The 23,499-nt window shown below is 71.0% G+C and carries 22 protein-coding genes; 11 read left to right on the top strand and 11 right to left on the bottom strand.

Annotation, left to right across the window (positions count from 1 at the left end; genetic code table 11):
• The first annotated feature begins 510 nt into the window (after nucleotides 1-510).
• The 3 genes from ABD437_RS29645 (at nucleotide 511) to ABD437_RS29635 (ending at nucleotide 2,818) form a co-directional block, all read left to right on the top strand.
• Nucleotides 511-972 (top strand): hypothetical protein, encoded by a 462-nt coding sequence (locus ABD437_RS29645; protein ID WP_344652220.1) that lies wholly within the window; start codon nucleotides 511-513, stop codon nucleotides 970-972.
• 21 nt (nucleotides 973-993) lie between these two features.
• Complete coding sequence (gene pheA / locus ABD437_RS29640) at nucleotides 994-1,929, top strand: prephenate dehydratase (protein WP_344652219.1); 936 nt, start codon at nucleotides 994-996, stop codon at nucleotides 1,927-1,929.
• Between the two features lie 139 nt (nucleotides 1,930-2,068).
• Entirely contained in the window at nucleotides 2,069-2,818 is a 750-nt protein-coding gene (locus ABD437_RS29635) for a hypothetical protein (RefSeq protein WP_344652218.1), read from the top strand.
• Between the two features lie 45 nt (nucleotides 2,819-2,863).
• On the opposite strand, the gene ABD437_RS29630 is transcribed toward ABD437_RS29635, so the two are convergent.
• The 4 genes from ABD437_RS29630 to ABD437_RS29615 all read right to left on the bottom strand — a co-directional run bounded on the left by ABD437_RS29630 (nucleotide 2,864) and on the right by ABD437_RS29615 (nucleotide 6,084).
• Complete coding sequence (locus tag ABD437_RS29630; RefSeq protein WP_344652217.1) at nucleotides 2,864-3,595, bottom strand: AIM24 family protein; 732 nt, start codon at nucleotides 3,593-3,595, stop codon at nucleotides 2,864-2,866.
• A 78-nt stretch (nucleotides 3,596-3,673) separates the two neighbouring features.
• A complete protein-coding gene (locus ABD437_RS29625) occupies nucleotides 3,674-4,009 on the bottom strand; it encodes a metallopeptidase family protein (RefSeq protein ID WP_344652239.1) in 336 nt (111 codons plus the stop codon).
• Between the two features lie 18 nt (nucleotides 4,010-4,027).
• Nucleotides 4,028-4,708 (bottom strand): DNA alkylation repair protein, encoded by a 681-nt coding sequence (locus tag ABD437_RS29620; protein ID WP_344652216.1) that lies wholly within the window; start codon nucleotides 4,706-4,708, stop codon nucleotides 4,028-4,030.
• A complete protein-coding gene (locus ABD437_RS29615; protein ID WP_425558278.1) occupies nucleotides 4,705-6,084 on the bottom strand; it encodes a GuaB1 family IMP dehydrogenase-related protein in 1,380 nt (459 codons plus the stop codon). Before ABD437_RS29615 ends, ABD437_RS29620 begins: the two co-directional genes overlap by 4 nt.
• 177 nt (nucleotides 6,085-6,261) lie before the next feature.
• Between ABD437_RS29615 and ABD437_RS29610 the strand changes: the two genes are divergently transcribed.
• From ABD437_RS29610 to ABD437_RS29595, 4 genes are read left to right on the top strand one after another with little or no spacing between them, the layout of a single operon-like run.
• Nucleotides 6,262-7,284, top strand: a complete 1,023-nt coding sequence (locus tag ABD437_RS29610; RefSeq protein ID WP_344652214.1) for a GNAT family N-acetyltransferase — start codon at nucleotides 6,262-6,264, stop codon at nucleotides 7,282-7,284.
• Nucleotides 7,281-8,537 (top strand): serine--tRNA ligase, encoded by a 1,257-nt coding sequence (gene serS, locus ABD437_RS29605; RefSeq protein WP_344652213.1) that lies wholly within the window; start codon nucleotides 7,281-7,283, stop codon nucleotides 8,535-8,537. The genes ABD437_RS29610 and serS overlap by 4 nt, the downstream gene beginning before the upstream one ends.
• Nucleotides 8,534-9,346: an HAD family hydrolase gene (locus ABD437_RS29600; RefSeq protein WP_344652212.1), complete on the top strand. Its 813-nt coding sequence runs from the start codon at nucleotides 8,534-8,536 to the stop codon at nucleotides 9,344-9,346. The genes serS and ABD437_RS29600 overlap by 4 nt, the downstream gene beginning before the upstream one ends.
• 32 nt (nucleotides 9,347-9,378) lie before the next feature.
• Nucleotides 9,379-10,182: an HAD family hydrolase gene (locus tag ABD437_RS29595; protein WP_344652211.1), complete on the top strand. Its 804-nt coding sequence runs from the start codon at nucleotides 9,379-9,381 to the stop codon at nucleotides 10,180-10,182.
• On the opposite strand, the gene ABD437_RS29590 is transcribed toward ABD437_RS29595, so the two are convergent.
• The 3 genes from ABD437_RS29590 to ABD437_RS29580 form a co-directional block, all read right to left on the bottom strand.
• On the bottom strand, nucleotides 10,162-11,097 hold the full coding sequence (locus tag ABD437_RS29590) for an AEC family transporter (RefSeq protein WP_344652210.1): 936 nt from the start codon (nucleotides 11,095-11,097) through the stop codon (nucleotides 10,162-10,164). The two genes, ABD437_RS29595 and ABD437_RS29590, sit on opposite strands and share 21 nt — an antisense overlap.
• A gap of 2 nt (nucleotides 11,098-11,099) precedes the next feature.
• Complete coding sequence (locus ABD437_RS29585) at nucleotides 11,100-14,135, bottom strand: protein kinase domain-containing protein (protein ID WP_344652209.1); 3,036 nt, start codon at nucleotides 14,133-14,135, stop codon at nucleotides 11,100-11,102.
• A gap of 100 nt (nucleotides 14,136-14,235) precedes the next feature.
• The gene (locus tag ABD437_RS29580) at nucleotides 14,236-14,715 is read right to left on the bottom strand and encodes a PPOX class F420-dependent oxidoreductase (protein ID WP_344652208.1); all 480 of its coding nucleotides are present in this window, start codon (nucleotides 14,713-14,715) and stop codon (nucleotides 14,236-14,238) included.
• Between the two features lie 71 nt (nucleotides 14,716-14,786).
• Here ABD437_RS29580 and ABD437_RS29575 point away from each other — a divergent pair, with 71 nt between their 5' ends.
• Entirely contained in the window at nucleotides 14,787-15,605 is an 819-nt protein-coding gene (locus tag ABD437_RS29575) for an HAD family hydrolase (protein ID WP_344652207.1), read from the top strand.
• 1 nt (nucleotide 15,606) lies between these two features.
• Here the strand turns inward: ABD437_RS29575 and ABD437_RS29570 are convergent, their stop codons facing one another.
• Complete coding sequence (locus tag ABD437_RS29570) at nucleotides 15,607-16,170, bottom strand: bacterial proteasome activator family protein (RefSeq protein WP_344652206.1); 564 nt, start codon at nucleotides 16,168-16,170, stop codon at nucleotides 15,607-15,609.
• A gap of 59 nt (nucleotides 16,171-16,229) precedes the next feature.
• Between ABD437_RS29570 and ABD437_RS29565 the strand changes: the two genes are divergently transcribed.
• Nucleotides 16,230-17,147, top strand: a complete 918-nt coding sequence (locus ABD437_RS29565; protein ID WP_344652205.1) for a GNAT family N-acetyltransferase — start codon at nucleotides 16,230-16,232, stop codon at nucleotides 17,145-17,147.
• Here ABD437_RS29565 and ABD437_RS29560 read toward each other — a convergent pair.
• Nucleotides 17,144-18,112 (bottom strand): NAD(P)H-quinone oxidoreductase, encoded by a 969-nt coding sequence (locus tag ABD437_RS29560; protein WP_344652204.1) that lies wholly within the window; start codon nucleotides 18,110-18,112, stop codon nucleotides 17,144-17,146. The genes ABD437_RS29565 and ABD437_RS29560 overlap by 4 nt on opposite strands.
• 722 nt (nucleotides 18,113-18,834) lie before the next feature.
• Between ABD437_RS29560 and ABD437_RS29555 the strand changes: the two genes are divergently transcribed.
• Both ABD437_RS29555 and ABD437_RS29550 read left to right on the top strand, forming a co-directional pair.
• A complete protein-coding gene (locus ABD437_RS29555) occupies nucleotides 18,835-20,469 on the top strand; it encodes a DEAD/DEAH box helicase (RefSeq protein WP_344652203.1) in 1,635 nt (544 codons plus the stop codon).
• Nucleotides 20,470-20,540: 71 nt separating this feature from the next.
• The gene (locus tag ABD437_RS29550) at nucleotides 20,541-21,659 is read left to right on the top strand and encodes a hypothetical protein (protein ID WP_344652202.1); all 1,119 of its coding nucleotides are present in this window, start codon (nucleotides 20,541-20,543) and stop codon (nucleotides 21,657-21,659) included.
• A 1-nt stretch (nucleotide 21,660) separates the two neighbouring features.
• Here ABD437_RS29550 and ABD437_RS29545 read toward each other — a convergent pair whose 3' ends face one another.
• Together ABD437_RS29545 and ABD437_RS29540 are read right to left on the bottom strand one after the other, a co-directional pair.
• Complete coding sequence (locus ABD437_RS29545) at nucleotides 21,661-22,452, bottom strand: TIGR03943 family putative permease subunit (RefSeq protein WP_344652201.1); 792 nt, start codon at nucleotides 22,450-22,452, stop codon at nucleotides 21,661-21,663.
• Complete coding sequence (locus tag ABD437_RS29540) at nucleotides 22,452-23,468, bottom strand: permease (protein WP_344652200.1); 1,017 nt, start codon at nucleotides 23,466-23,468, stop codon at nucleotides 22,452-22,454. Before ABD437_RS29540 ends, ABD437_RS29545 begins: the two co-directional genes overlap by 1 nt.
• Between the last annotated feature and the right edge of the window lie 31 nt (nucleotides 23,469-23,499).

The raw sequence follows: 23,499 nt of genomic DNA, 5'->3' as shown, positions 1-23,499 counted from the left end.
CTAAGCTCCTCAGCGCCGATGGTACTGCACTGGTGATGGTGTGGGAGAGTAGGACACCGCCGGACTTTCTTTACAGAAGGGCCGCTGCCTTGTGGGCAGCGGCCCTTCTGCATGTCCGGGGTACGGATCCCGCGGGTCATCCTCCTTTCGTAGCGCCGGCACGTCCGCCGTAGACCCCATCACCGCCGCATCCTTGAACCCGATTCAAAGAATCGTTGGCGTCGGCACGCAGATTCCACGGATTCCGCAATCGATCAAGATCGCCATCGGTGGGACGGATCCGGCAACTGCTGTGAACCATTGAGACGCACTGCGTCTCGTGGGGCACGTCGATCCCAACTCACGGGACATCCGTTCGGAGTGACACAACTCTTTGTCGCTATCCGGTACGCATCCTGTAATGGCGTCTACTCTGGTAGTGGGCGTTCGGAGTGCAGCGACTACGAATCCGTAGTTCGGGGTACTTCTGCCCATGGATGGCGATCGTTGGGAGGGAGGGCACACGCCCGCATGGCCCACATCGACATGTCCGTTGCCACCACCGAGGTCGCCTCGGACGTCGTTCCGACGTTACGGCTCGTGGACGGCATCAGGCCTTTGGAAAACTGGCTGCACTCCGTCAGCGAGGCGGAGGAGCCCTGCTTGCTCCTCGACCGGGACGGCGTCGTGCTGGCCGCGTCGTCGAGCTGCCACGGCGCGCTCGGGCTGCCCTCGCACGAGGGGGCCCTGGTCGGCCGCGGCCTCCTCGAGGACGTCGTCGAGCTGATCGACTTCAGCGCCTCCCGTATCCGCCTGCGCCCCGACGAGGTGGAGCGCATCCCGCCGCTGCTCGCGTTGTCCACCGGGGCACTCGCCCGCGGCCTCCTGCGAATCCGCTCCGGGGCGTCCACCTGGACGCTCGACGCCATCTCCACGCCGATTCGTGTCGGTGGAGCGGTGCTCGGCTCGCTGACGTTTTTTCATCGCGTCTGACCGGACGGTTAGGCTCCGGGCATGTCTGCGGAGCTCACCCGATACGCCTACCTGGGACCGGCCGGTACTTTCACCGAGCAGGCGCTACGAACGCTCCCCGAGACGTTCGGTGCCGAGCTGCTCCCAATGGTGACGGTCCCGGAAGCCCTCCAGGCGGTCCGGGACTCACGAGCCGACGCCGCGCTCGTCCCGCTGGAGAACTCCGTGGAAGGCGCGGTGCCCCCGACGCTCGACGGGCTGGCCGGCGGCGAGCGGCTGATGATCAAGCGGGAAGTGCTCCTGCCGGTCACGTTCAACCTGTACGCGTCCGCGGGAGCCGACCTCACGACGGTGAAGACGGTCGCGTCGCACCCCCACGGGCTGGCCCAGTGCCAGGGGTGGCTACGACGGCACGTACCGCAGGCCGAGCTCATCACCGCGCCGTCGACCTCCGACGCCGCCGAGGGTGTCGTCCGGGGCGACTGGGACGCCGCGGTGTGCGCGCCGGTGGCCGGGCAGCGTAATCAGCTCGCGGAACTGGCCGTCGACGTCGGGGACAACGCGGCCGCGGTCACCCGCTTCATCCTCGTGACCAGGCCCACGCGGCCGACGGCGCCCACCGGTGCCGACGTCACGTCGCTCGTCGCGTTCATCGCGCACGATCGCACCGGGGCGCTGCTGGAGGTGTTGACCGAGTTCGCGGTCCGCGGCATCAACCTCACCCGCATCGAGTCGCGTCCGACCAAGGAGCGCATCGGGCGGTACTGCTTCTTCCTCGACTGCGACGGGCACATCGAGGACGCCCGGGTCGGTGAGGCGTTGATGGGGTTGCGGCGGGTCTGCGCGGACGTCCGCTTCCTCGGCTCGTACCCGCGGGCCGGCGTCGATCACGAAGGGGACGGACGGGCCGAGCCGTCGGACGCCGACTTCGCCGACGCCGCGGGCTGGCTGGCGCGGGTCCGCGCGGGTGAGGTCTGAGCAGGACGGGTACAAATGAAACGCCCGGCCGGGCGGGGCTGAGTCGCCCGGCCGGGCGTACCAAAGGTGACAGACTAGGCACGGCTCCCCTCGTACCCCAGCAGTTCCCTCTCTGGTGTGGTTAGGCTAACCTAACCGCATGACAACGTCCAGAGGGTGTGTCGACGTGGGGGTCCTGTCCGACCCGCGCGCACTCCGGAACTGGATCACCCGCTACGGCGAGTACCACGGCAGTGCCCGGTTCCCGGTCGCCTCGGCGCTCGCGTTCAAGGCGTACACCTGGGCGCTCATCGAGGTGGCGGTGGGCCGCTGGGTCACCGAGCGGCGCGTCGTCGACGTTTCGCCGTCCCGGGTCCGGATGCACATCGAGGCGGCCGACGAACCGCGGCTGGAGTTCGTCTCCCTGCACTACACGGTGCTGCCGGACGACCCGATGGCCGGGCAGGACGGCGTCGCGGTGGTGGCGACCGAGGACGAGCTGCTGGCGGTGCTGCGGCGCACGCTCGTCGACAACCATCTGGAACCGGCCGTCGAAGCGTTCCGGGCCCTCCGTGGTGGCGGGCCGCGGCCGCTGTGGGGCACCGTGGCCCAGTCGATCGGGTACCCGGCGGCGACCGCCGACCCCACGTTCCTGCCGGATCGCGCCGCGACCGTGCAGCGGCTGCTGTCGATCCTCCCCGACGGGGTCTCCCAGCTCGTCGAGATCGCCGAGCTCGACGAGGGCCAGGGGTGGCGGCCGCTGTTGCTGCGCCGCACCTGCTGTTACGCGTACACGTTGCCGGCCTACGGCCAGCCGTGCCTCACCTGCTGCCTGCTCGACGACGCCGGTCGCGACGCGGTGGCCGCCGAGGACCAGGTCTCCTGGCGGCGCTGCGGCAGCTGCGGGTGACCGACCAGCTCGCCGGCCCCGTGCTGGGGGCCGGCGAGCAACCACTCAGCTGAAGAGGCTGCCGAGGCCGCCCTGCTGCTGCTGACCGCCGCCACCACCGGCACCGAGCCCCGCGGGCTGCTCGGACGGCTGGACGACGACGAAGCCCTGGCCGGCGAAGCTCATCGTGAACGCCTCACCGGTGGTGCGCCCGATCAGCGTGCCGAGGCCGAGCTGGTCGGCGCGGTGGTAGCCGGTCTGCAGCGACGCCGACCAGCACACCGCGGCCTGCGGGTCGGCGTAGGTCGGCTGGTCGACGCGCAGCACGACCGGCGTGCCCTTGCACGTCACCGCGATCCGACCCTGGCCGGAGAAGACCGTGTTGAACGCACCCTGCGCCGAGAACATGCCGGCGCCCTGGACCATCTTGATGTCCCACTGCAGAGTGGGCTCGAACGCGAGCACGTTCGCGCCGTTGATCGTGAGACCGTCGTGCGGGCCCTCGAGGTCGATCAGGTAGATGTCCGACGCGTTGTCAGCGAGGAAGACGTCACCCTGGCCGACCGCCTTCATCAGCGGCACACCTTCGCCGGTGAGCTTCTGCTTCAGGAACTTGCCGAGGCCACCGGAGCCCTGAGCCTGGAACTGCACGTTTCCCTGGTAAGCGACCATCGAGCCGACTCGGGCGAAGATCTCGCCGCGGAGCTCCACCTTCAGAAGCTTCGAATTCTGGAGGCGCAGGCCCGGCTGCGCCGACTCCTGCTCCATGTTCGAGGCGGCGAACAGTTCAGAGCGCATGAGATTTCCCTCCGCATGACAGTGACATCAGGGTAGGACCCGCAGGCCAACGACGTGCGGCACCCAGTCGGCAATTGGTCAGCCCCAGCCCAATTCGTGGAGCCGCTCATCCGGAATGCCGAAATGGTGGGCAATTTCGTGGACGACGGTGATTGCCACTTCGTCGACGACGTCCTGCTCGGTGGAACAGATAGCGAGCGTTGAGTTACGGAAAATCGTGATCCGATCCGGCAGCACGCCGGCGTAATCCCAGCCCCGATCCGTGAGCGCGTGCCCCTCGTACAGGCCGAGCAGCCCGCGTTCCGGCGGATCGTCCTCGACCAGCACGACCACGTTGCTCATCCGGCGCAGCAGTTCCTCCGGGACCGCGTCCAACGCGTCCCCGACGAGCTCCTCGAAACGTTCGCGGCTCATCTCGACCACGGGGCCAGCCTAGAGATTCTTCAGCGCCTCCCGGCGGGAGAGGGGCGAAAGCTCACTCTCGTGGGCGCCCACGTACGCACGCACCCACTCCGGGTCGCACCAGGCGTACTGACGCAGCGCCCAGCCGATCGCCTTGCGCAGGAAGAAGTCCCGGTCGTAGACGTTCGCCGCGATGGCGTCGGTGAGCAGCGCGAGGTCGGTGTCCTGCTTGAAGCTCAGCTGGCAGATGATCGACGTACGACGCAGCCACTTGTCGGGGTCGGTGCTCCACGCCCGGATCACCGGGGTGACGCCCACGCGGTCGGCACGCAGGATCGGACCGACCCGCCGGCTGGCGATCTCGTCGACGTAGTCCCACCAGGCGCCGTCGACGACGAGTTCGCGGTACAGGTCGAGGGCCGCGGCGTCCTGGAACGGGCGGTAGGCGCGGTGCCCGGTCAGGTCGATCGCCGCGTAGCGCTCCTCGCGGTACGTGGCCTCGTGCCAGAGCGTGCGGACCGCCTTCTCCCAGCTCGCACGGTCGGGCAGCGGGTGCTCGACGAACACGGGCTTGAGCGCCTTCGCACGCACCGGCTTCGGAACGCCGAGGTACGGCATCGTCGACTTCATGTAGGCCTGCATGCCGGGCGCCCGGTCCGGGTCGGCGGCCGCGGTCAGCGCCGCCCGAACCGCGGCCACCAGGTCGCTCACCAGCTCGTACGCAGCGGACGACCCTCGTCGTACCCGGCGCTGGACTGGATGCCGACGACGGCCTTCTCGTGCAGTTCCTCCAGCGAGCTCGCGCCGGCGTACGTGCACGCCGACCGCAGCCCGGCGACGATCTGGTCGATCACGTCCTCCACGCCCGGGCGTTCGCGGTCGATGTACATCTTCCCGGAGCTGATGCCCTCCTCGAACAGGGCTTTGCGGGCCCGGTCGAACGCGGACTCGGAGCGGGTGCGGTGCCGGACCGCCCGCGAGGACGCCATGCCGAACGACACCTTGTAGAGCCGTCCGTCGCCGTCCTGCTGCAGGTCGGCTGCGCTCTCGTAGGTGCCGGCGAGCCACGAGCCGACCATGACGTTGGCGGCGCCGGCGGCCAGCGCGAGCGCGATGTCACGCGGGTGGCGGACCCCGCCGTCGGCCCAGACGTGCTTGCCGAGCGCGCGGGCCTCGGCCGAGCACTCCAGCACCGCGCTGAACTGGGGCCGCCCGACGCCGGTCATCATCCGGGTGGTGCACATCGCGCCCGGGCCGACGCCGACCTTGATGATGTCGGCCCCGGCGTCGACGAGGTCACGGACGCCTTCGCGGGTGACGACGTTTCCGGCCACCACCGGCACGTGCGGATCGACCGAGCGCACGGCGCGGATCGCGGCGATCATCCGCTCCTGGTGGCCGTGGGCGGTGTCGACGACCAGGACGTCGGTGCCGGCCTCGAGGAGGGCCCGCGCCTTGCCGGCGACGTCGCCGTTGATGCCGATCGCGGTGCCGATGCGCAGCTTGCCGTTGGCGTCGAGCGCCGGGGTGTAGAGCGTGCTGCGCAGCGAGCCGGTGCGGGTCAGGACACCGAGCAGCGCACCGTCGGCGTCCACGACGGGCGCGATCCGGCGCCGCGAGTCGTGCAGCGTCCCGTAGGCCTTGTCCATCGGGGTGCCCTCGGTGATCGTCAGCAGTTCGCTGCTCATCACCTCTTCGACCTGGGTGAACCGGTCGACGCCCGAGCAGTCGGCCGGGGTGACCACACCGACCGGCCGGTTCCCGTCGAGCACGACCGCGGCCTCGTGCGCACGCTTGTGGATCAGCGCCAACGCGTCCCCGACCGTGTCGTGCCGGGTGAGCGTCACCGGGGTCTCGTACACGACGTGACGCTGCTTGACCCACTCGATCACGCTCGCGACGACGTCGAGCGGGATGTCCTGCGGGATGATCGTCAGCCCGCCGCGCCGCGCCGTCGTCTCGGCCATCCGGCGTCCGGCGATCGCGGTCATGTTGGCCACGACCAGCGGAATCGTCGTCCCGGCACCGTCGACGGTAGCGAGGTCCACGTCGAGGCGGGATTTGACGTCGGAGCGCGCAGGCACCATGAAGACGTCGTTGTAGGTCAGGTCAGCTGTCGGCGTGGTGGGCCCGCCGGAGGCCTGAAGAAACTGCACGTTATTTCATGGTACGCGGGTCGCTCCCGCAGGACCTGTGATCCAACGCACGGGCCCGGGTCACCCCTCTGGAACGATCCCGAAATGCTCGGCACGCACGATTGGCCCATGACGCTCTGGCAGATCCGCACCGTTGTCGACGACGAGCCCGGCCGGCTCGCCGCGCTCGCCGGCAGCCTCGGCGAGCTGTCGGTGAACATCCTCTCCGTCCAGGTACACCCGGTGGTCGCGGGTGCGGTCGACGACTTCGTGGCCGACGCTCCGGCCTCCCTCACCGCGGAGGACCTGACCGCGGCGGTGGCGGCCGGCGGCGGTCGACGGGCCGTGGTCCGCCCGGCCGACGTGCACGGTCTGGCCGACCCACCGACCAGGGCGCTGCAGTTGGCGGCCCGGCTCGTGCGTGACCCGGAGAGCCTGCCGCTGGCGCTGTCCGACCTGCTGGACGGCGGCGCGGTCGAATGGTCACCGGCCGGCGTGCCGGTCCCCGACGACGGTGAGCTGCGGCTGCGCGACCCCCGCGGTGGCTCGCTCCGCGTCGTCCGGATGGATTCCCGGCTGACGCCCTCCGAGGCCGCACGGGCGCACGCGCTCGCCGACCTGGCGACGCTGCTGGCCGGCGCCCCGGAAGGGGTCGTCACCTGGCGGCGGGCGTCGGTGACGGACGTCGACGCGATCGCGGCGATGCACGACCGCTGCTCGGACGAGACGCGCTTCCGCCGCTACCACTCCGGCCTGACGCGGGTCCCGCGCAAGCAACTGGCCCGGCTGGTGAACCCGCGGCTCGGCGTCGCGCTGGTCGGCGAGGTCGACGGCACGATCGTCGCGTTGGGCAACCTCATGTGGTGCGGCGCCGACGACGCCACCCCCGCCGAACTGGGCCTGCTCGTCGAGGACGCCTGGCAGTCGCGCGGGCTCGGTACCGCGGTGACCCGCCGCCTGCTCGCCGCCGCGGTGGACGCGGAGTGCGATCGGATCCACGCGCTGGTCCGTCCGGACAACGTCCCGATGCTGCGGTTGCTGGCCGGCCTCGGCCTCCCGACCCACCGGCACTGGGAAGACGGCACCCTCACCGTGACCGTCGATCTGGCGGCAGAAATCGAGGAGGGCGTCGCTAGTAGTCTGGGGCAGTGATCGATCTTCGCTTCCTCAGGGACAATCCGGACGCCGTTCGCGCCAGCCAGCGTGCTCGCGGGGAGTCCGAGTCCCTGGTGGACGAGTTGCTCGCCGCCGACGAACGGCGTCGGGCCGCGGTGGCCAAGGCCGACGCGCTGCGCGGCGAACAGAAGACGGTCTCGAACAAGGTCAAGGCAGCGTCGAAGGACGAGCGCCCGGCCCTGGTCACGGCGGCCCGCGAGCTCGCGGCCACGGTCAAGGCGGCCGAGGCCGAGCAGACCGAGGCCGACGCCGCGCTGCGTGAGGCGCACCTCGCGGTGCCGAACATCGTCGAGGAGGGCGCGCCGGCCGGCGGCGAGGACGACTACGTCGTGATCCGCGAGGTCGGCACGATCCCGCAGCTGGAGAACCCGCTGGACCACCTCGCGATCGGCGAGAAGCTCGGCGCCATCGACATGGAGCGGGGCAGCAAGGTCGGCGGCTCGCGTTTCTTCTTCCTCACCGGTGTCGGCGCGCTGCTCGAGCTCGCGCTGCTCAACATGGCGGTCGCGCAGGCCGTCGAGTACGGCTTCACGCCGATGATCACCCCGACGCTCGTCAAGCCCGAGATCATGGGCGGCACCGGCTTCCTCGGTGCGCACGCCGACGAGATCTACCGGCTGGAGGCCGACGACCTGTACCTGGTCGGCACCAGCGAGGTGGCACTGGCCGGGTACCACTCCGACGAGATCATCGACCTGTCGAACGGGGCGAAGCGCTACGCGGGCTGGTCGACCTGTTACCGCCGGGAAGCCGGTTCGTACGGGAAGGACACCCGGGGGATCATCCGCGTCCACCAGTTCGACAAGGTCGAGATGTTCTCGTACACCACGCTCGACCAGGCGCACGAGGAACACCTGCGCCTGCTCGCGTGGGAGGAGGAGATGTTGGCCAAGGTGGAGATCCCCTATCGCGTGATCGACGTCGCCGCCGGTGACCTCGGCTCGTCGGCCGCGCGGAAGTTCGACTGCGAGGCGTGGCTGCCCAGCCAGAACCGGTACCTCGAGCTCACGTCGACGTCGAACTGCACCGACTTCCAGTCGCGTCGGCTCAACATCCGCCACCGCGGCGCGAACGGGAAGCCCGAGCCGGTGGCGACGCTCAACGGCACGCTGGCCACCACCCGTTGGATCGTCTCGATCCTGGAGAACCACCAGCAGGCCGACGGGTCGGTGACGGTGCCGGATGCGCTGCGTCCCTTCCTGGGTGGGCGGGACGTGCTCGCGCCGTGAAACAACCAGATCCCGGTTGGCGTCCCAAGCTCGTCGCGCTCGATCTGGACGGCACGGTCGTGAACTACGGCCCGGCCCGCACCCAGCCGAGCCTCGCGGTGGCCGCCGCGGTCGGTCGGGTCATCGACGCCGGGGTTCCGGTTGTCGTCGCGACCGGCCGGGCGGTGCTCGATGCCCTCGATACGGCGGTGGCGCTCGGCATCCACGGCGTCGAGCTCGTCTGCACGAACGGCGCGGTGGTCTACGACGCCGAAACCGGCGAGACCACCCACCGCGTGACCGTCGACGCGTCAGCGGCCGCTTCCGCGCTGGCCGAACGCATCCCGGGCGCCGTGTTCGCGGCCGAGCGCGACGCCAGGGGTTTCCTCACCACCGACGGCTTCCACCGGGAGTTCACGGTCGGCACCCAGGAGGTCGTCGACCTGGCCACGCTGGTCGCCGAGCCGGTGGTCCGCCTGGTCTGCGTACGGCCCGGCTGGGACGTCACGCAGATGGCGGCCGTCGCGCGGGAGGTGCTCGACCCGGCGCAGTACAGCTGGGACCTGGGCTTCAGCGCGTGGCTCGACGTCCAGGCGGCCGGGGTCTCGAAAGCGACCGGCACCGCGATGGTCTGCGCCGACCTCGGCGTCGACGCGGCCGACGTCCTGGCCATCGGTGACGGCACCAACGACATCGAGCTGTTCAAGTGGGCCGGCTGGGCGGTGGCCATGGGCCAGGCGATGGACGTCGTCAAGGACGTGGCCGACGAGATCACCGACCCGGTGGACCTGGACGGGTGCGCCACCGCACTCAGCCGGTGGTTTCCCTAAGCGTTGAGGTTCGTGCGGCCGATGGGGCATCAGTGCTTCCCGCTCTGGTAGCGACCGACCTGGACGGCACGCTGATCCGCTCCGACGGAACGGTGTCCGAGTACACCCACGGCGTGCTGCGCCGCGTGCGTGACGCCGGCGTCGAGGTCGTCGGCGTGACCGGCCGTGGTCCGCGGCTGCGGACGCTGTCCGCCGCCGCCGTCGACGTGTCCCGCTACCTGGTGTGCGCGCAGGGCGGGTTCGTGCTCGACCTGGAGACCGGCGGCGTGCTGAAGGCGACACGGATCGCCGGCGCGGTGGCGGCGCAGGCGGTCGCGATGATCGAGGAGCGCGTCGGCCCGGTGCTGGTCACGGTGGAGGCCGGTGAGGCCGACCACGCGCCGCTGCACGGCGACCCGACGTTCGAGTGGCCGTTCCCCGACCCGTGGGAGCCCGCGGAGCGCGCGGCCATGTTCGCCGGTGAGCTGCTCAAGGTGTTCGTCGCCAAACCCGGGCTCGACGTCGAGGAGTTCTTCGCGGTGGCGCGGGCCGTGGTGCCCGCGGCGGTCGGCGAGGTGACGTACGCCGGGCTGGGGTTCCTGGAGATCTGCCCGACCGGCGTCACCAAGGCGGCCGGTCTCGCGGTGGTCTGCGACACGCTCGGGGTGGCCGCGTCGGATGTGCTGGCGTTCGGTGACATGCCCAACGACGTCCCGATGCTCGGCTGGGCCGGCCGGGGCGTGGCGGTGGCGAACGCGCACCCGGAGCTCAAGGCGGTGGCCGAAGAGGTGACCCGCTCGAACGACGAGGACGGCGTGGCGCACTACCTCGAGGACCTACTTCCCCGCGACGGCTAGCCAGATCGGGGTCGTGAGCACCGAGAGCGTGGTCGAGACGACGATCGCCGACGCCACCGGACCCTGCATCGTGCCGAACTTCTCCGCCATCAGGTACACGTTCGCGCCGGTCGCGATCGACGCCATCAGCACCACGGCCAGCGTCTCGATCGTCGACAGGCCGAGCGCGAGCGCGAGCAGCCACACGGCCAGCGGATGCAGGACGAGTTTGACCACGGTGATGCCGAGGCTGATCTTCCAGCCGTGACGCAGCCCGTACCGCTGCAGCCCGATCCCGAGCACGACGAGCGCCAGCGGGGTCGCCGCGTGCCCGAGCGACTCGATCGGCTCGGCCAGCAGCCGCGGAACCCGCAGCCCGATCAGCCGCACGCAGGTACCGACGATGATAGCCAGCACGAGTGGCGTCACCGTGACCGACACGGCGGTCCGGAGCAGGGCCCGCGCGGTCAGCTCACCCCCGCGGGCCTGCTCGATCGACGCCGTGGCGAGCGTCCACAGCACGGCGGCGTTGAAGATCAACACCATCGCGACGACGGGGAGCGCGGCCGGCCCCAGGAACGCCTGGGCGAGCGGGATACCGAGCAACACGTTGTTCGAGAAGATGCCGCCGATCGCGAACAGCGAGCCGTCGATCCCGTCGAGGTTCGTGGCGAACCGGGCGACCAGGCGCGCGACCGCGAAAATCACGAAACAGCCGCCGAAGTACGCCCCGACGACTTTCCAGCTCGGCGTCGAGCGCGACGGCGTGCTGGTGATCGAGAACAGCAGGGCCGGCAGTGAGACGTTGAAGACGAACGTGCTCAGCGCGCCGCCGGCCTCGCGCGCCCAGGGAGCGAACGCGGCGAGGGCGTAGCCCAGAACGATCAGCAGGAAGATCGGCAGCGACTGCGCGATCTGGGTTCCGAGCGACGACACCTCTAGAAGTTAGACATCACGTCGCCCAGAACCGACTCGATGCGACGAGGGTCATTCGACTCGTAGTAGCGGCCGCCGGTGGTCTTGGCGATCTCGTTGAGCACACGCTTGCCGTCCGGGGTGAGCTCGTCGCCGAACGCCACCGGGTACACCCGGACGGTGGGCTTCGCCTTCGTCTTCAGCCCCGCCAGCAGCGCCTGCGGGCTGATGCTGCCCGGATCCTGGTTGTCGCCGTCGGTGAGCAGCACGACCGCGTTGATGCCGTCGGCGTCGCTCTGGGAACGCACCAGCTCCACGGCGTCACGCGCGGTGTCGTACAGGCCGGTGTCGTTCTTCGGGGTCAGGCTCTGCAGTGCGCGTGTGAGCGCGCCCTCGTTCTTCGAGCTGATCGGAACGAGCTGCCGATGGTCGACCGAGCCGGCGAGGCGGGTCGAGAACTCCCAGAGACCGACGCGGTCGTTCGTGCCGAAGTAGTCGAGCGAGGCCTCGGCGGCCTGCGTGGCGAGCTGCAGGCGCGTCGACTTCGTGCCCGCCACCGGCTCCTTCATCGAGCCCGACGTGTCCAGCACGATCAGGACGTTGGCCGGCCGGTTCAGGTTGCGCCAGGCGTCCAGCAGGGCCGCGACCGCCGCCGGCTGCGGCGAGGGGAACATCGTGGCGGGGCGCTCGGCGATGAAGCCGTCGGACTTCGCGACGACCTCCGGGTCGAGCTCGTCGTCGCTGTCCCGGAACCCGGCCGCGCGGAACGCGGCCTGCTGCTCGTCCTCCAGCAGGAACGTCAGGAAGTCGTCGGCGGCGGCCCGCTTGGCCGGCGTCACCCACGGTGCGTCGATCACCGAGTCGACGGTGACGTAGGGGTGGTCGGAGACCAGCGTGCCGTCGCTCGGCTGCATCGCGACGAGCTTCTCCGCGGGGGCAGGCAGGTGGCTGCTGCCCGCGCTCATCGGTTCGCCCTGGTTGTAGGCCCAGACCGTCTGCTCCTCCACGGCGAGCGCCGACACCGACGACGTGCCGGACTGCTCGGCCTGCTGCCGGAGCGTGTCCAGGAACGTCAGCGTCGTGTCGCCGTAGCGGTCGGTCGAGCGTTCCAGCGTGCGCAGGAACAGCCGGACGCTGTCACGCTCGAGGTCCTCCTCGACGTCACCGGTGCGGCCGGGTGCGGCGAGGTAGGCGGCGAGCGTCGCGTGCAGGCCGGACGTGGAGACGAGCGGGTTCGTGCGGGCGAACAGGAACGGGCTCGTGGACTTGCTGACCCGCTTCCACTCGGCGTCGTTACCGGCGTAGCCGGCGATCTCGCGCCAGCTGGGGGTCTTGGCCGGCCAGCCCATCGCCTTCGCGGTGGCCTCGGGCGCCGCGATCACCAGCGGGGACCGGGCCAGGCTCGGTGCCTTCGCCGTCGCGCCGATCGCGCCGGCCTTCTGGCCCAGCAGGCCGACCCACACGCTGGAGGCCGGCGTCCAGACGTCCGGACGGTCGCCGTAGTCGGCGGTGGGCCAGCCCTTGGCCAGTGCCTCCACGGCCTCACCGGACTTGGCGATGACGATGCGCACGCGGACGCAGGTGCCGTCGACGTCGTCGGGGTCGCTGTTGTAGCGCTCGGCGAGCGCGGTGACGACGGTGGCCTTCTCCGGCGACGAGGCCACGACGAGCGGCAGTTCGCCGCTGCAGCCGGCGACGGCGTGGAACAGGCTGCGGCCGGCGACTGCGCCGCCCGCGAGTAGGACGAGGACCACTCCGGCGGCGACCGGAAGCACCCAGCGGCGGCGCTTGCGTGGCTCCTCCGGAGGGCTGGACGGCACCGGCGGGTTCACCGGCGGCACGCCGGCCCAGGGTGCGCCGGTCGCGGCGGCGGACCGGCGGGAGCCGCTGTACGGGCCCGGGATCGGGACGGGGCTGCCGGGCGCCGACGGTACGCGCGCGGTCGGCCCGGTCCGCTGGCCCGAGGTGGGCGGCGACGGCGGCGGCCCGGCCGACCGCCAGCCGCCCCCGGGCGGCCCGGAGACCGGCGGTCCGGATACCGGCGGTCCTGATACCGGCGGTCCTGATACGGGCGGGCCGGAAACGGGCGGGCCGGAGACCGGTGGGCTGCTTACGGGGGGCCAGGCGGCCGGGGCGTCGGTGGTGGGGTCGAAGGACGGTGGGCCGGAGATGGGCGTGATGGTGGTGGGCGGAGCTGAACCGCTGTTCGCCGCGGTGGCGACCGCGTCGGAGAGGACGCGGGCCAGCTCGGCCGCGGTGGGGCGGTGCGGCGGATCCGGGTCGAGGCACCGGTCGACCGTGGCCGACAGAGCGTGCGGGAGCGACGGCAGATCGTACGCGAGCGACCGGTACCGCCCGGACTGGATCGCGGTGATCAGCGCGCCGAGCGTCTCCTGCTCGAACGGGCGGTGCCCGGCCAGGCTCTCGTAGAGCATCACGCCGAACGACCACACGTCCGCGGCCGGACCGGCGGCCTGCCCCTCCAGGCACTCCGGCGCGGTGTACGCGAGCGTGCCGACGATGTCCCCGGGGCGGGTCAGGCCGGTCGACTCCGTCGACTTGGCGATGCCGAAGTCGGCGAGCTTCGCCTCGCCCTCGGCGGTGAGCAGCACGTTCGCCGGTTTGATGTCCCGATGGGTGACGCCGACCGCGTGCGCGGCCGCGAGTGCCCTGGCCACTCCGGCCAGCGCGCCCGCCACCTTCTCCGGCCGGGGCAGCGGCCCGCCGAGCGCGTCCTTCCAGCTCCCACCGGTGAGCAGCTCCATCACCAGGAACGGGGTCCCGGGCGCGACGTCGATCGAGTCGCGCTTGCTGATGCGACCGACGTCGTACACCGCCACGATGTTCGCGTGGTTCAGCCGAGCGGTGGTGCGTGCTTCGCGCTGGAAGCGCTCCGGGGTCGTGAGCGTGTCGCCGGCGTCGATCAGAACCTTGACCGCGACCGGCCGATCGAGGTGGATGTCGTGGGCTGCCCACACCGCACCGGTCGCACCGCGCCCTAATACCTCACGGAGGACATATCGGTCCCCGAGGCGAGGTCCGGCGTCCTGCGATGTCACCCGACCCCTCCTCCCGCTTCTTGGCGACAGGATAGGACCCCGAGGGGAGCCCCCTGCGGACGTGTGAGCGGGGGCTCTGTCGGACTTCGGTCAAATGCCGCTAACTGGCTCCACCGAACTGCTCGGCGAGACGGGGCGGGAACCCACCGGTGGCGATCGGACCCCAGCGCTCGATCGTGATGCGCAGCAGGCTCTTGCCCTGCCGCTCCATCGCGGCGCGGTAGCCGTCCCAGTCGGGGTGTTCCCCGGAAATGCACCGGTAGTAGTCCACCAGCGGCTCGAGCGCCTCGGGCAGGTCGAGCACCTCGATCGAGCCGTCCACCTGGACGTACGGCCCGTCCCAGTCGGACGACATCACGCAGATGCTCGCGCGGGTGTCCCGACGTGCGTTGAACGCCTTCGCCCGATCGGGGTACGTGGAGATGACGATCCGGCCCTCGGCGTCCACCCCACACGTCACGGGCGAGAGCTGGGGCCGGCCGTCCTTGCGGGTGGTAGCGAGCAGCCCGTGGTGACGTGGTCTCAGGAACTCCAGCAACGCGTCCCGGTCAACCGCGTCAGCGGTCGCGTAGTTAGGCACGCGGTCAGCCTAACCATCAATTCGTCGGGCAAACGCGATCGTGAGTGCGGATCTCGTGTAACGCTTGGTGCGTGTTCGTGCCCAAGCTGGTCGCTACCGATCTCGACGGAACCCTGCTGCGATCGGACCTGACCGTCTCGGAACGCACGCTCGCGACGTTCAGCCGGCTGGAGCGATCCGGCATCACGCTGGTGTTCGTCACCGGCCGTCCGTGGCGCTGGATGGACCCGGTGCTCGCGCAGACCGGCCGCCGGGGCCGGGTCGTCTGCGCCAACGGTGCGGTGGTGCTCGACGGGGCGTCCGGCGAGGTGCTGCGTAACTGGACCATCCCCACCGAGACGCTCCGCGCGGTGACGACCTCGGTGCGCGAGACGTTCCCGGACGCGATCTTCGCGGTGGAACGCGGCCCCCGGATGCTGCACGAGGCCGACTACCCGGTGCGTCACGACCTGCGGCGCACCGACGAGGACCAGGTCAGCTACGTGGACCTGATCGCGGAGCCGGTCGAGAAGCTGCTGATCCGCGCACCGAGCGTGGAGGCGGCCGAACTCTGGACGCGGTGCACGCGCGTGTTCGACGGCACGGTCACCGCGACCCACTCCGGGTTCCGCGGCCTGATCGAGGTGTCCGCGTCGGGCGTGACGAAGGCCACCGGGCTGGCCTGGGTGGCCCGGCACTACGGCGTCGACCCGGACGGGGTGCTGGCGTTCGGTGACATGCCCAACGACATCCCGATGCTCAGCTGGGCCGGGCGGGGCGTCGTCGTCGCCGGTGCGCACCCGGAGGCGGCCGCGGTGGCCCACACGGTCACCACCGGCAACGACGCGGACGGGGTAGCCACCTACATCGACGCCCTGCTGGACGAGGCCGAGGCGACTACCCCGCGATAGGTCAGAGGTACTGGCCGGTGCCGTGAGCGCCGGGCGTGCCGTCGCCGGGCACGATGCCGCCGAGGCCGGGGGGCAGCGCCGGGCGTCCACGCATCTGCTCCAGCTGCATGCGCGCGGCCATCTGCTGGGCGACGAGCGCGGCCTGGATACCGTGGAACAGGCCCTCGAGCCACCCCACCAGCTGCGCCTGGGCGATCCGCAGCTCCGGCTCGGAGGGCACCGCCTCGTCGGTGAACGGCAGCGAGAGCCGCTCCAGCTCGTCGCGCAGCTCCGGGGCGATGCCGTCTTCCAGCTCGGTGATGGACCGGGCGTGGATCTCCTTGAGCCTGGCCCGGCTGGCCTCGTCGAGCGGCGCCGCCCGCACCTCCTCGAGCAGCTGCTTGATCATGCTGCCGATGCGCATGACCTTGCCGGGCTGCTCGATCAGGCGCGAGGGATCGTTGTCGCCGTCTTCCTTACCGACTTCGATCGGCATCGCACCGACCGGCGAACCGTCCGGACCCATCACCATGACGGTTTGACCGGGTGTGTCGGGAAGCTCGTTAGGGGACTGGTTGTCGGTCATACGACCATCCTCCCGCAATCTGGTTGTGCCCGCCGATGCGGTGGCAGAGGGTGCAGGGTATGCCCGTTGAACACACATCCGAACTCACGGTTCGGGCCGCGACCCTCGCCGATGCTCCCGCCGTCCGTTCGCTGATCAACGAGGTGGACCTCGTCGACACCGGGGACGCCGGCTACTCCGTCGAGGAGGTCGAGGGCGATCTGCGGCGGGCGGCCGACCTCGCCCGCGACTCGTGGCTGGCGTACGACGGCGACCGGTTGGTGGCCTACGCGGTGCTGTGGCCGGCGTCGACGGGAGTCCGCTTCGACGTCGACCACTACGTGCTGCGTGACGCGCTGCCGGCCGGCATCCACCTGCTCGACCTGCTCACCGAACGCGCCGCCGAGATCACCGCCGGAGCCGACCTGCACCTGGCGCTGACGCCGGACTCCGTGCTGGCCGTGCACGCGCTGCCCGCCCGCGGCTGGCGGAACGTCCGCAGGCACCACGTGCTCACCCGGACGTTGTCGGTGGAGCCGCCGCCAGCGCTCCCGGAGGGCGTCGGCATCCGGGCCGTGACGTCACCGGCGGACGAGGAGATCGCGTACCGGCTCGTGCAGGAGACGTTCGCCGGTCACTTCGGCTTCGAACCGACCCCGTACGACGAGTGGCGCAAGCGCATGGACGCCGACCACCGGGACTGGTCGCTGACCTGGATCGCGTCCAGGGACGGCGTCGACGTCGGCGTGCTGGTCGGCCACAACGACCGGGAAGCGACGGGCTGGGTGCAGAACCTGGGCACCGTGGCCGCGGCGCGCGGCTCGGGTATCGCCACGCTGCTGCTGCGCACCGCGTTCACCGCGTTCTCGCTGCGTGGACGCCGAGCGATCGGGCTCGGCGTCGACACCGAGAACGTGCACAACGCGCTGCGCTTCTACACCGGCCTCGGCTTCGAGCTGCAGTTCGCGGCCGACACCTGGCGTCTCGTGGTCGCCTAACGGACCAGCAGCACCTTGCCGGTCGCCTCGCCGGCCTCGAGGATGCGGTGCGCCTCGGCGGCGTCCTGGAGCGCGATCGCGCGGTCGACGATCGGCCGGATCTTGCCGAAGCCGAGCAGCGGCCAGACGTGCGTCTTCACGTCCTCGACGATCTCGGCCTTCTCGCTGACCGGACGGGCACGCAGCGACGTGGCCGTGACCGAGGCCCGCTTCTGCAGCAGCGCACCGAGGTTGAGCTCGCCCTTCGCCCCGCCCTGCATCCCGATCACGACGAGGCGGCCGCCGGTGGCCAGCGCGTCGACGTTTCGGGGCAGGTACTTGGCGCCCATGTTGTCGAGAATCACATCGACCCCGCCGACGGCCTCCTTCACCACCTCGACGAAGTCCTCGGTGCGGTAGTCGATCGCCCGCTCGGCGCCGAGGGCCAGGCAGATGGTGTGCTTCGCGGCGCTGGCGGTGGTGAAGACCCGGGCGCCGTAGGCCGCCGCGAGCTGGATCGCGGCCGTGCCGATGCCGCCGGCGCCGCCGTGCACCAGGAACGAGTCGCCGGGGGCGAGGCGGCCGACCGCGAAGACGTTCGACCAGACCGTGCAGTAGACCTCGGGCAGGCTCGCGGCCTCGGCCAGCGTCACGCCGTCGGGCACCGGGAGCACCTGGCCGGCCGGCACCACGACCTGCTCGGCGTACCCGCCGCCGGCCAGCAGCGCGCAGACCTCGTCGCCGACGTTCCAGCCCTCCACGCCGGGGCCGACCGCGGCGATCCGGCCCGAGCACTCCAGCCCCGGATACTCCGACGCGCCCTTCGGCGGCGGGTACATTCCCTGGCGTTGCAGCAGGTCAGCGCGGTTCACTGCGGATGCGGCCACGTCGATCAGGACCTCGCCGTCGCCCGGTTCGAGGTCGGGCACCTCGGCCCAGCGCAGTACTTCGGGTCCACCCGGCTCCGTGATCGTGATCGCGTGCATGGCGTCACTCTAGAGACACGGGCCGGGGCCCCGCGCGGTTGCGCGAGGCCCCGGTTGTCGTAGGGGAAAAACTGGCACTAGCGATTAATGCTGACGGATCACCCTCCGAAAAAGGTTCCAGCCCGCCATCCGGACAGTTGCTACCGGACGGCCGCGGTGGAGCATCTGGTTGTGCGTGTTGGCCAGCGCCTGCACCTCGCGACGGTTGGTTCGCGTGACGCCGGGCCGTGCGCACTCTGGGCAGTGCAGCCGGTACATCGCGGTTCCTCTCATGCGACGGCCCGCCGTGGCGAGCTGGCTGTCCCCCGGTGCTGTGCCGGGACCACCTGTTCCCATGACTCAAGACGGTAAGCACCTCGCACCACTCAGACCAGCCGACCCGCTGTGAGAAACATGTGGCCTATCGGTGGTTGTGGTGAGCCGCTGAGGCTCTGTCGTGATCCGGTCGTGAACTCGGGAACAGCGGGACCAGGTATTCTGGTTATGTCCAAGCCTCCTCGGAGCCCCACGAGCAGCTGATGGGTCCCGAGAACTTGGTAGATGTCCTATCGAGGTTTCGTCGTAAACCCGTGTCCCGGCGGTTCCAGCGTCCGGTGGTCAGTGGGTTCGACGTACCGATGAGTCCATCGGAGACCCCCGTTACCCCGACCGGGGTGGATGACCCTGGCTGCTGTGTCGTCTGCCCGGAAAGCCGTTCTGTGCCTTCGCTTGCTGTATCTGAAATGCCCGACTTCGCGTCCGAAGACGCGATCCTTGAAAAGCTCGAAGCCGACGTCGCCGAGACGCCTGCTGCTGTTCCTTTCGCCGAGCTCGGCCTGCCCTCCGCGGTGGTGACCGCGCTCGAGCGGCAGGGCATGACCGACGCGTTCCCGATCCAGTCCGCCACGATCCCCGAGGTCCTGGCCGGCCGGGACGTTCTCGGCCGCGGTTCCACCGGCTCCGGCAAGACGCTGGCGTTCGGTCTGCCGCTGATCGCCAAGCTCGCCGGTGCCCGGGTCCGTCCCGGTCGTCCGCTCGGCCTGGTGCTGGTCCCCACCCGGGAGCTCGCGCTCCAGGTGACCGACGCGCTGGCTCCGCTCGGTCGCACGGTCGGCGTGCGGGTTCGCCCGATCGTCGGTGGTGCGGCGATGTCGCGCCAGCTCGAAGACCTGCGCCGTGGCGTGCACGTCGTGGTGGCCACCCCCGGCCGCCTCGAGGACCACATCCGGCGCGGCAGCGCGGTGCTCGACGACGTCGAGATCACCGCGATCGACGAAGCCGACCAGATGGCCGACATGGGCTTCCTTCCCGTCGTCCGTGGCCTGCTGGACCAGGTCCGGCCGGACGGGCAGCGCCTGCTGTTCTCGGCGACGCTGGACAACGACGTCGACACGATCGTCCGGGAGTACCTGAAGGACCCGGTGACGCACTCGCTGGCGCCGTCCACGGCGTCGGTCGACACGATGGAGCACCACATGCTCCACGTCATCCACGCCGACAAGGTGCGGGTGGCCACCGAGCTGGTGAAGTCCACCGGCAAGACGATCATGTTCGTGAAGACCCAGGCCGGCGCCGACCGGCTCGCCGAGCAGCTCACCGAGCGCGGCATCTTCGCCGAGCCGCTGCACGGCGGCCGGACGCAGGGGCAGCGCAACCGGGTGCTGGCGAACTTCAAGAACGGGCGCTCGCCGGTTCTGGTCGCCACCGACGTCGCGGCGCGCGGTGTGCACGTCGACGGCGTGGGCCTGGTCGTGCACTACGACCCGCCGACCGACCCGAAGTCGTACCTGCACCGGGCCGGACGTACGGCCCGCGCCGGTGCCTCCGGTGTGGTGGCGACGCTCGTCGCGCCGTACAGCCGGCGGTCCGCGCACCGGCTGGCCAAGCTCGCCGGCATCAACCCGATCCGGTCGACGATCGCGCCGGAGGCGCCGCTGCCGAGCGTCCTGACCGACGCTCTGCCGCCGGCTCCGCCGCCGCCGACCGCCGAGGAGCTCGCGGCCGCCGAGACCCGTCGTCGACGGGACCGGGAGTTCGACGCCGACCGTGACCGCGGTCGCGGAGGCTTCCGGCGTGGCCCGCGCAGCGGTTCGGGTGAGCGTGGCTACCGGGGCGGCCCGCGCCGCTCGGACGGTCCGCGCTGGTCCGACCGCACCGACCGCGGTGAGCGGGGTGACCGGCCGCAGCGCAGCGACCGCTTCGGCTCCGACCGGGGCGACCGGTTCAGCTCCGACCGGGGTGACCGCGGTGGTTACGACCGTGGTGACCGGCCGCAGCGCTCCGACCGCGGTGCGTCGGAGAACTACCGGGCCGGCCGCCCGCGTTGGACGCCCGAGCAGCGCTCGGCTCGCCACCGCGAGGACCGCAACCCGCGCTGACGCGCACTGAACGACCACACCGGCCGGATGCCCTCGGGTATCCGGCCGGTGCCGTCACGTAACAATGCGGCATGGCTTCTCAGCGCCGACTGCTGCGCACAGATCGAATGCTCGACCGGGTCGTCGCCGGTCTGCTCGCGCTCGGAACAGCCGGTGGCCTGTTCGCCGCCTACCACTTCCTCGCCGAGGCCGTGCAGCACCACGAGGCGCTGCGGATCGGCCGCAGCTCGGTCGAGAACCTCGACCCCGGCAGCGCGCTGCCGACCGTCTACGTGCTCGGCGGGTTCGTGCTGGGCTTCGCGGTGCTGTTCGGCGTCGTCGCGGTGCTGATCCTGCGCGCCTCGCCGCTCGGTTTCCCGGCGTTGCGCGGCGGTGTGACCGTGCTGCTGCCCGCGGTGTTGCTGGCGTTCCTGGCGACGTACACCCGCTACCAGGAGTGGCGTGAAGCCATGCCGCCCGGCACCCAGGACGGCCGCTACCGGGTCGTGATTGTCGGGGAGGTCATCGGGGGAGCGATCGGCGTCTTCGGCGTCGTACTGGCCGTTCTGGTGCCGTTGGGCGCGGTCGTGGTGCGGTGGTTCCGCCCCGGGGCGGCGAACGGGCCGAGTTCGGCGCCCGGATCGTCGGCCGGCACGCTCAACGTGGCGCGGATCCTGGCCCTTTCGGGCACGGCCGTCGCGCTCCTCGTCCCCGTGGCCTGGGTCCGGCCGCTCAGCCGCGAGGCTGAACTGCCGACCGAGTGGTCGGTGATCGCGACGCTCAGCGGTTTCCTGGCCGTGCTCGCGCTCGTCGCCGCCGGGCTGTTGCTGCTGGCCCGGCCGGGACGCCTGATCTTCCGCTGGCTGGCGCTCGGTGCGACGGCGCTGGTGGCCGCGACCGAATGGGCGGCGATCGTCTGGCAGTCGTTCTACGCCGAGGTCGCGTACGGCGCCGAGCGGGTCGAGGGCGTCGCGGTCGCCTGGACGGCGGCGATCGTCTCCGGCGTGGTCAGCAGCAGCCTGCTGACCGCCGCGGTGATCGCTCTGGTGATCCCGCGACCCCCGGCGGAGATCGAGCCGACGGAGGGGGTGACCGTCACGCGGCGCGGCGACGGCCCGCCCCCGGAGCGCATCGGTGAGGCGACCCCGGAGCCGGCCTGGCAGGCGTTTCCCGCAGCACCCAAGCGCAAGAAGAAAAAGAAGCGGCGCTAGGTCACTCGTAGGGCTGGGCCGGCGTCGGGATGCCGTTGACGGTCGTCGCTTTGAGCAGTGCGACCTTCTCGAACGGGTCCTTGGCCGTGCTCGGCACCCACGTGCCGGTCACCTTCACCCACTCGTCGCGCACCGCGGGCACCGGCGAGTCGACGATCTCCACCTGGTAGGGCCGGGCGTCCGCCGCGCAGCAGTTGACCTTCATCCGGGTCAGGTACCAGTTGCCGCCGCTGTGCGGGGTCATGAACCCGCTGAGCTCGACGGTGCGGCCGGTCAGCGTGCGGCCGTCGTCCCAGACCGCTCGCTGGGCGTAGTCGTGCACCTCGAGCGGCACCGGGTTCGCGCCGTTCAGCGCGGTGAACTTCACGGACTTCGGCGGCTTCGGCACGGTCGCCGCGCCCCGTTCGGCCGCGAACGACCCGAGCGCGGGCGGCGGCACCAGCACGAGGACGAAGATCGGCAGGATCCACAGCCAGCCCACCCCGTGGCCGTCCCCGACGTGGTCGTGACCGTTTTCCTCGGCCTCCGGCACGTCGTCGTCAGCGTGGGCTCCGGGGCCGTGGGTCCGGACGCGCGCGTCGGCCGCACGTTCGCGGGAGCGGTCCAGCGCGGCGCGGCCGCGCCAGTCGCGGAGGAACCCCAGCACGCCGAACGCGATCAGCACCACGCCGGTGGCGATCAGCGGGAACTTCAGCAGTTTCTGGACGTAGTTGAGGTACTCGCCGGAGATGACGAGCTTGAGCAGCACCGCCCCGAGCAGGACGAAGACGACCGCCTGGATCTCGCGCCTCATCAGGCCACTCCGATCAACAAGCCGGTGACCACCGCGGCGCCCACCGCGACGACGAACGTGAGCGGGGCGAAGCGGGTCGCGAACGCCCGGCCGAACGTGCCGGTCTGCAGCGCGATCAGCTTGAGGTCGACGACCGGCCCGACGACCATGAACGCCAGCTGCGCGGAGACCGGGAAACCGGTGAGGCTGGCCGCGACGAACGCGTCGGCCTCCGAACAGATCGAGAGCACGACGGCGAGGGCCGCCAGGACCAGGATCGACAGCACCGGGATGCCGGCGACCGTGCTGATCCAGTCGGGCGGGATGACGACGTTCATCGTCGCCGCCGCGGCCGCGCCGATCACCAGGAAACCGCCGGCCTCGAAGAAGTCGTGCGCGACCGCCAGGCGGAACCGCTCGAACGCCGGCGTGGTGTCGTCGGCCGCGGGCAGCAGCCGGCGGGCGGCGAAGCGGGTCAGCCACTCCGGCCGCCCGAAACGCGCCCAGATCCAGCCGACGAGCACCGCGGTGGCCAGCGACGCGACGAAGCGGCCGACCACCATCCCCGGCTGGCCGGGGAACGCGACCGCGGTGGACACCAGCACGATCGGGTTGATCGCCGGAGCCGAGAGCAGGAACGCGAGCGCGGCCGCCGGCACCACACCGCGTTCCATCAGACGACCGGCCACCGGCACCGAGGCGCACTCGCACCCCGGCAGCAGCGCGCCGGCCGCGCCGGCCACCGGCACCGCGAGAGCGGCCCGGCGCGGCAGGATCGCGGAGAAGAACCGAGCCGGGACGAACGCGGTGATCGCGCCGGAGAGCACGACACCGAGCATCAGGAACGGCAGAGCCTGAACCACGATCGCGCAGAAAACCGTGGTCCAGGTGGCGACGCCACCCCGGCCGCCGATCAGCAACGCCAGCACCTGCCGGCCGATCAGTACCGCCACGATCGCCGCGATGAGCAGGCCGATCGTGCCGCTGTGCGAATCCGTGGCGTCGGCCCTGGTTCGGGTCGGGGTGGACGACGACATGAGCCGAAATTATCCGAGCGGAGCCAGGAGC

Source organism: Cryptosporangium japonicum, assembly GCF_039524755.1.
GTDB lineage: Bacteria > Actinomycetota > Actinomycetes > Mycobacteriales > Cryptosporangiaceae > Cryptosporangium > Cryptosporangium japonicum.
The sequence above is the reverse complement of the archived record's forward strand: the minus strand, read 5'-3'. Positions and strand labels throughout refer to the sequence as shown.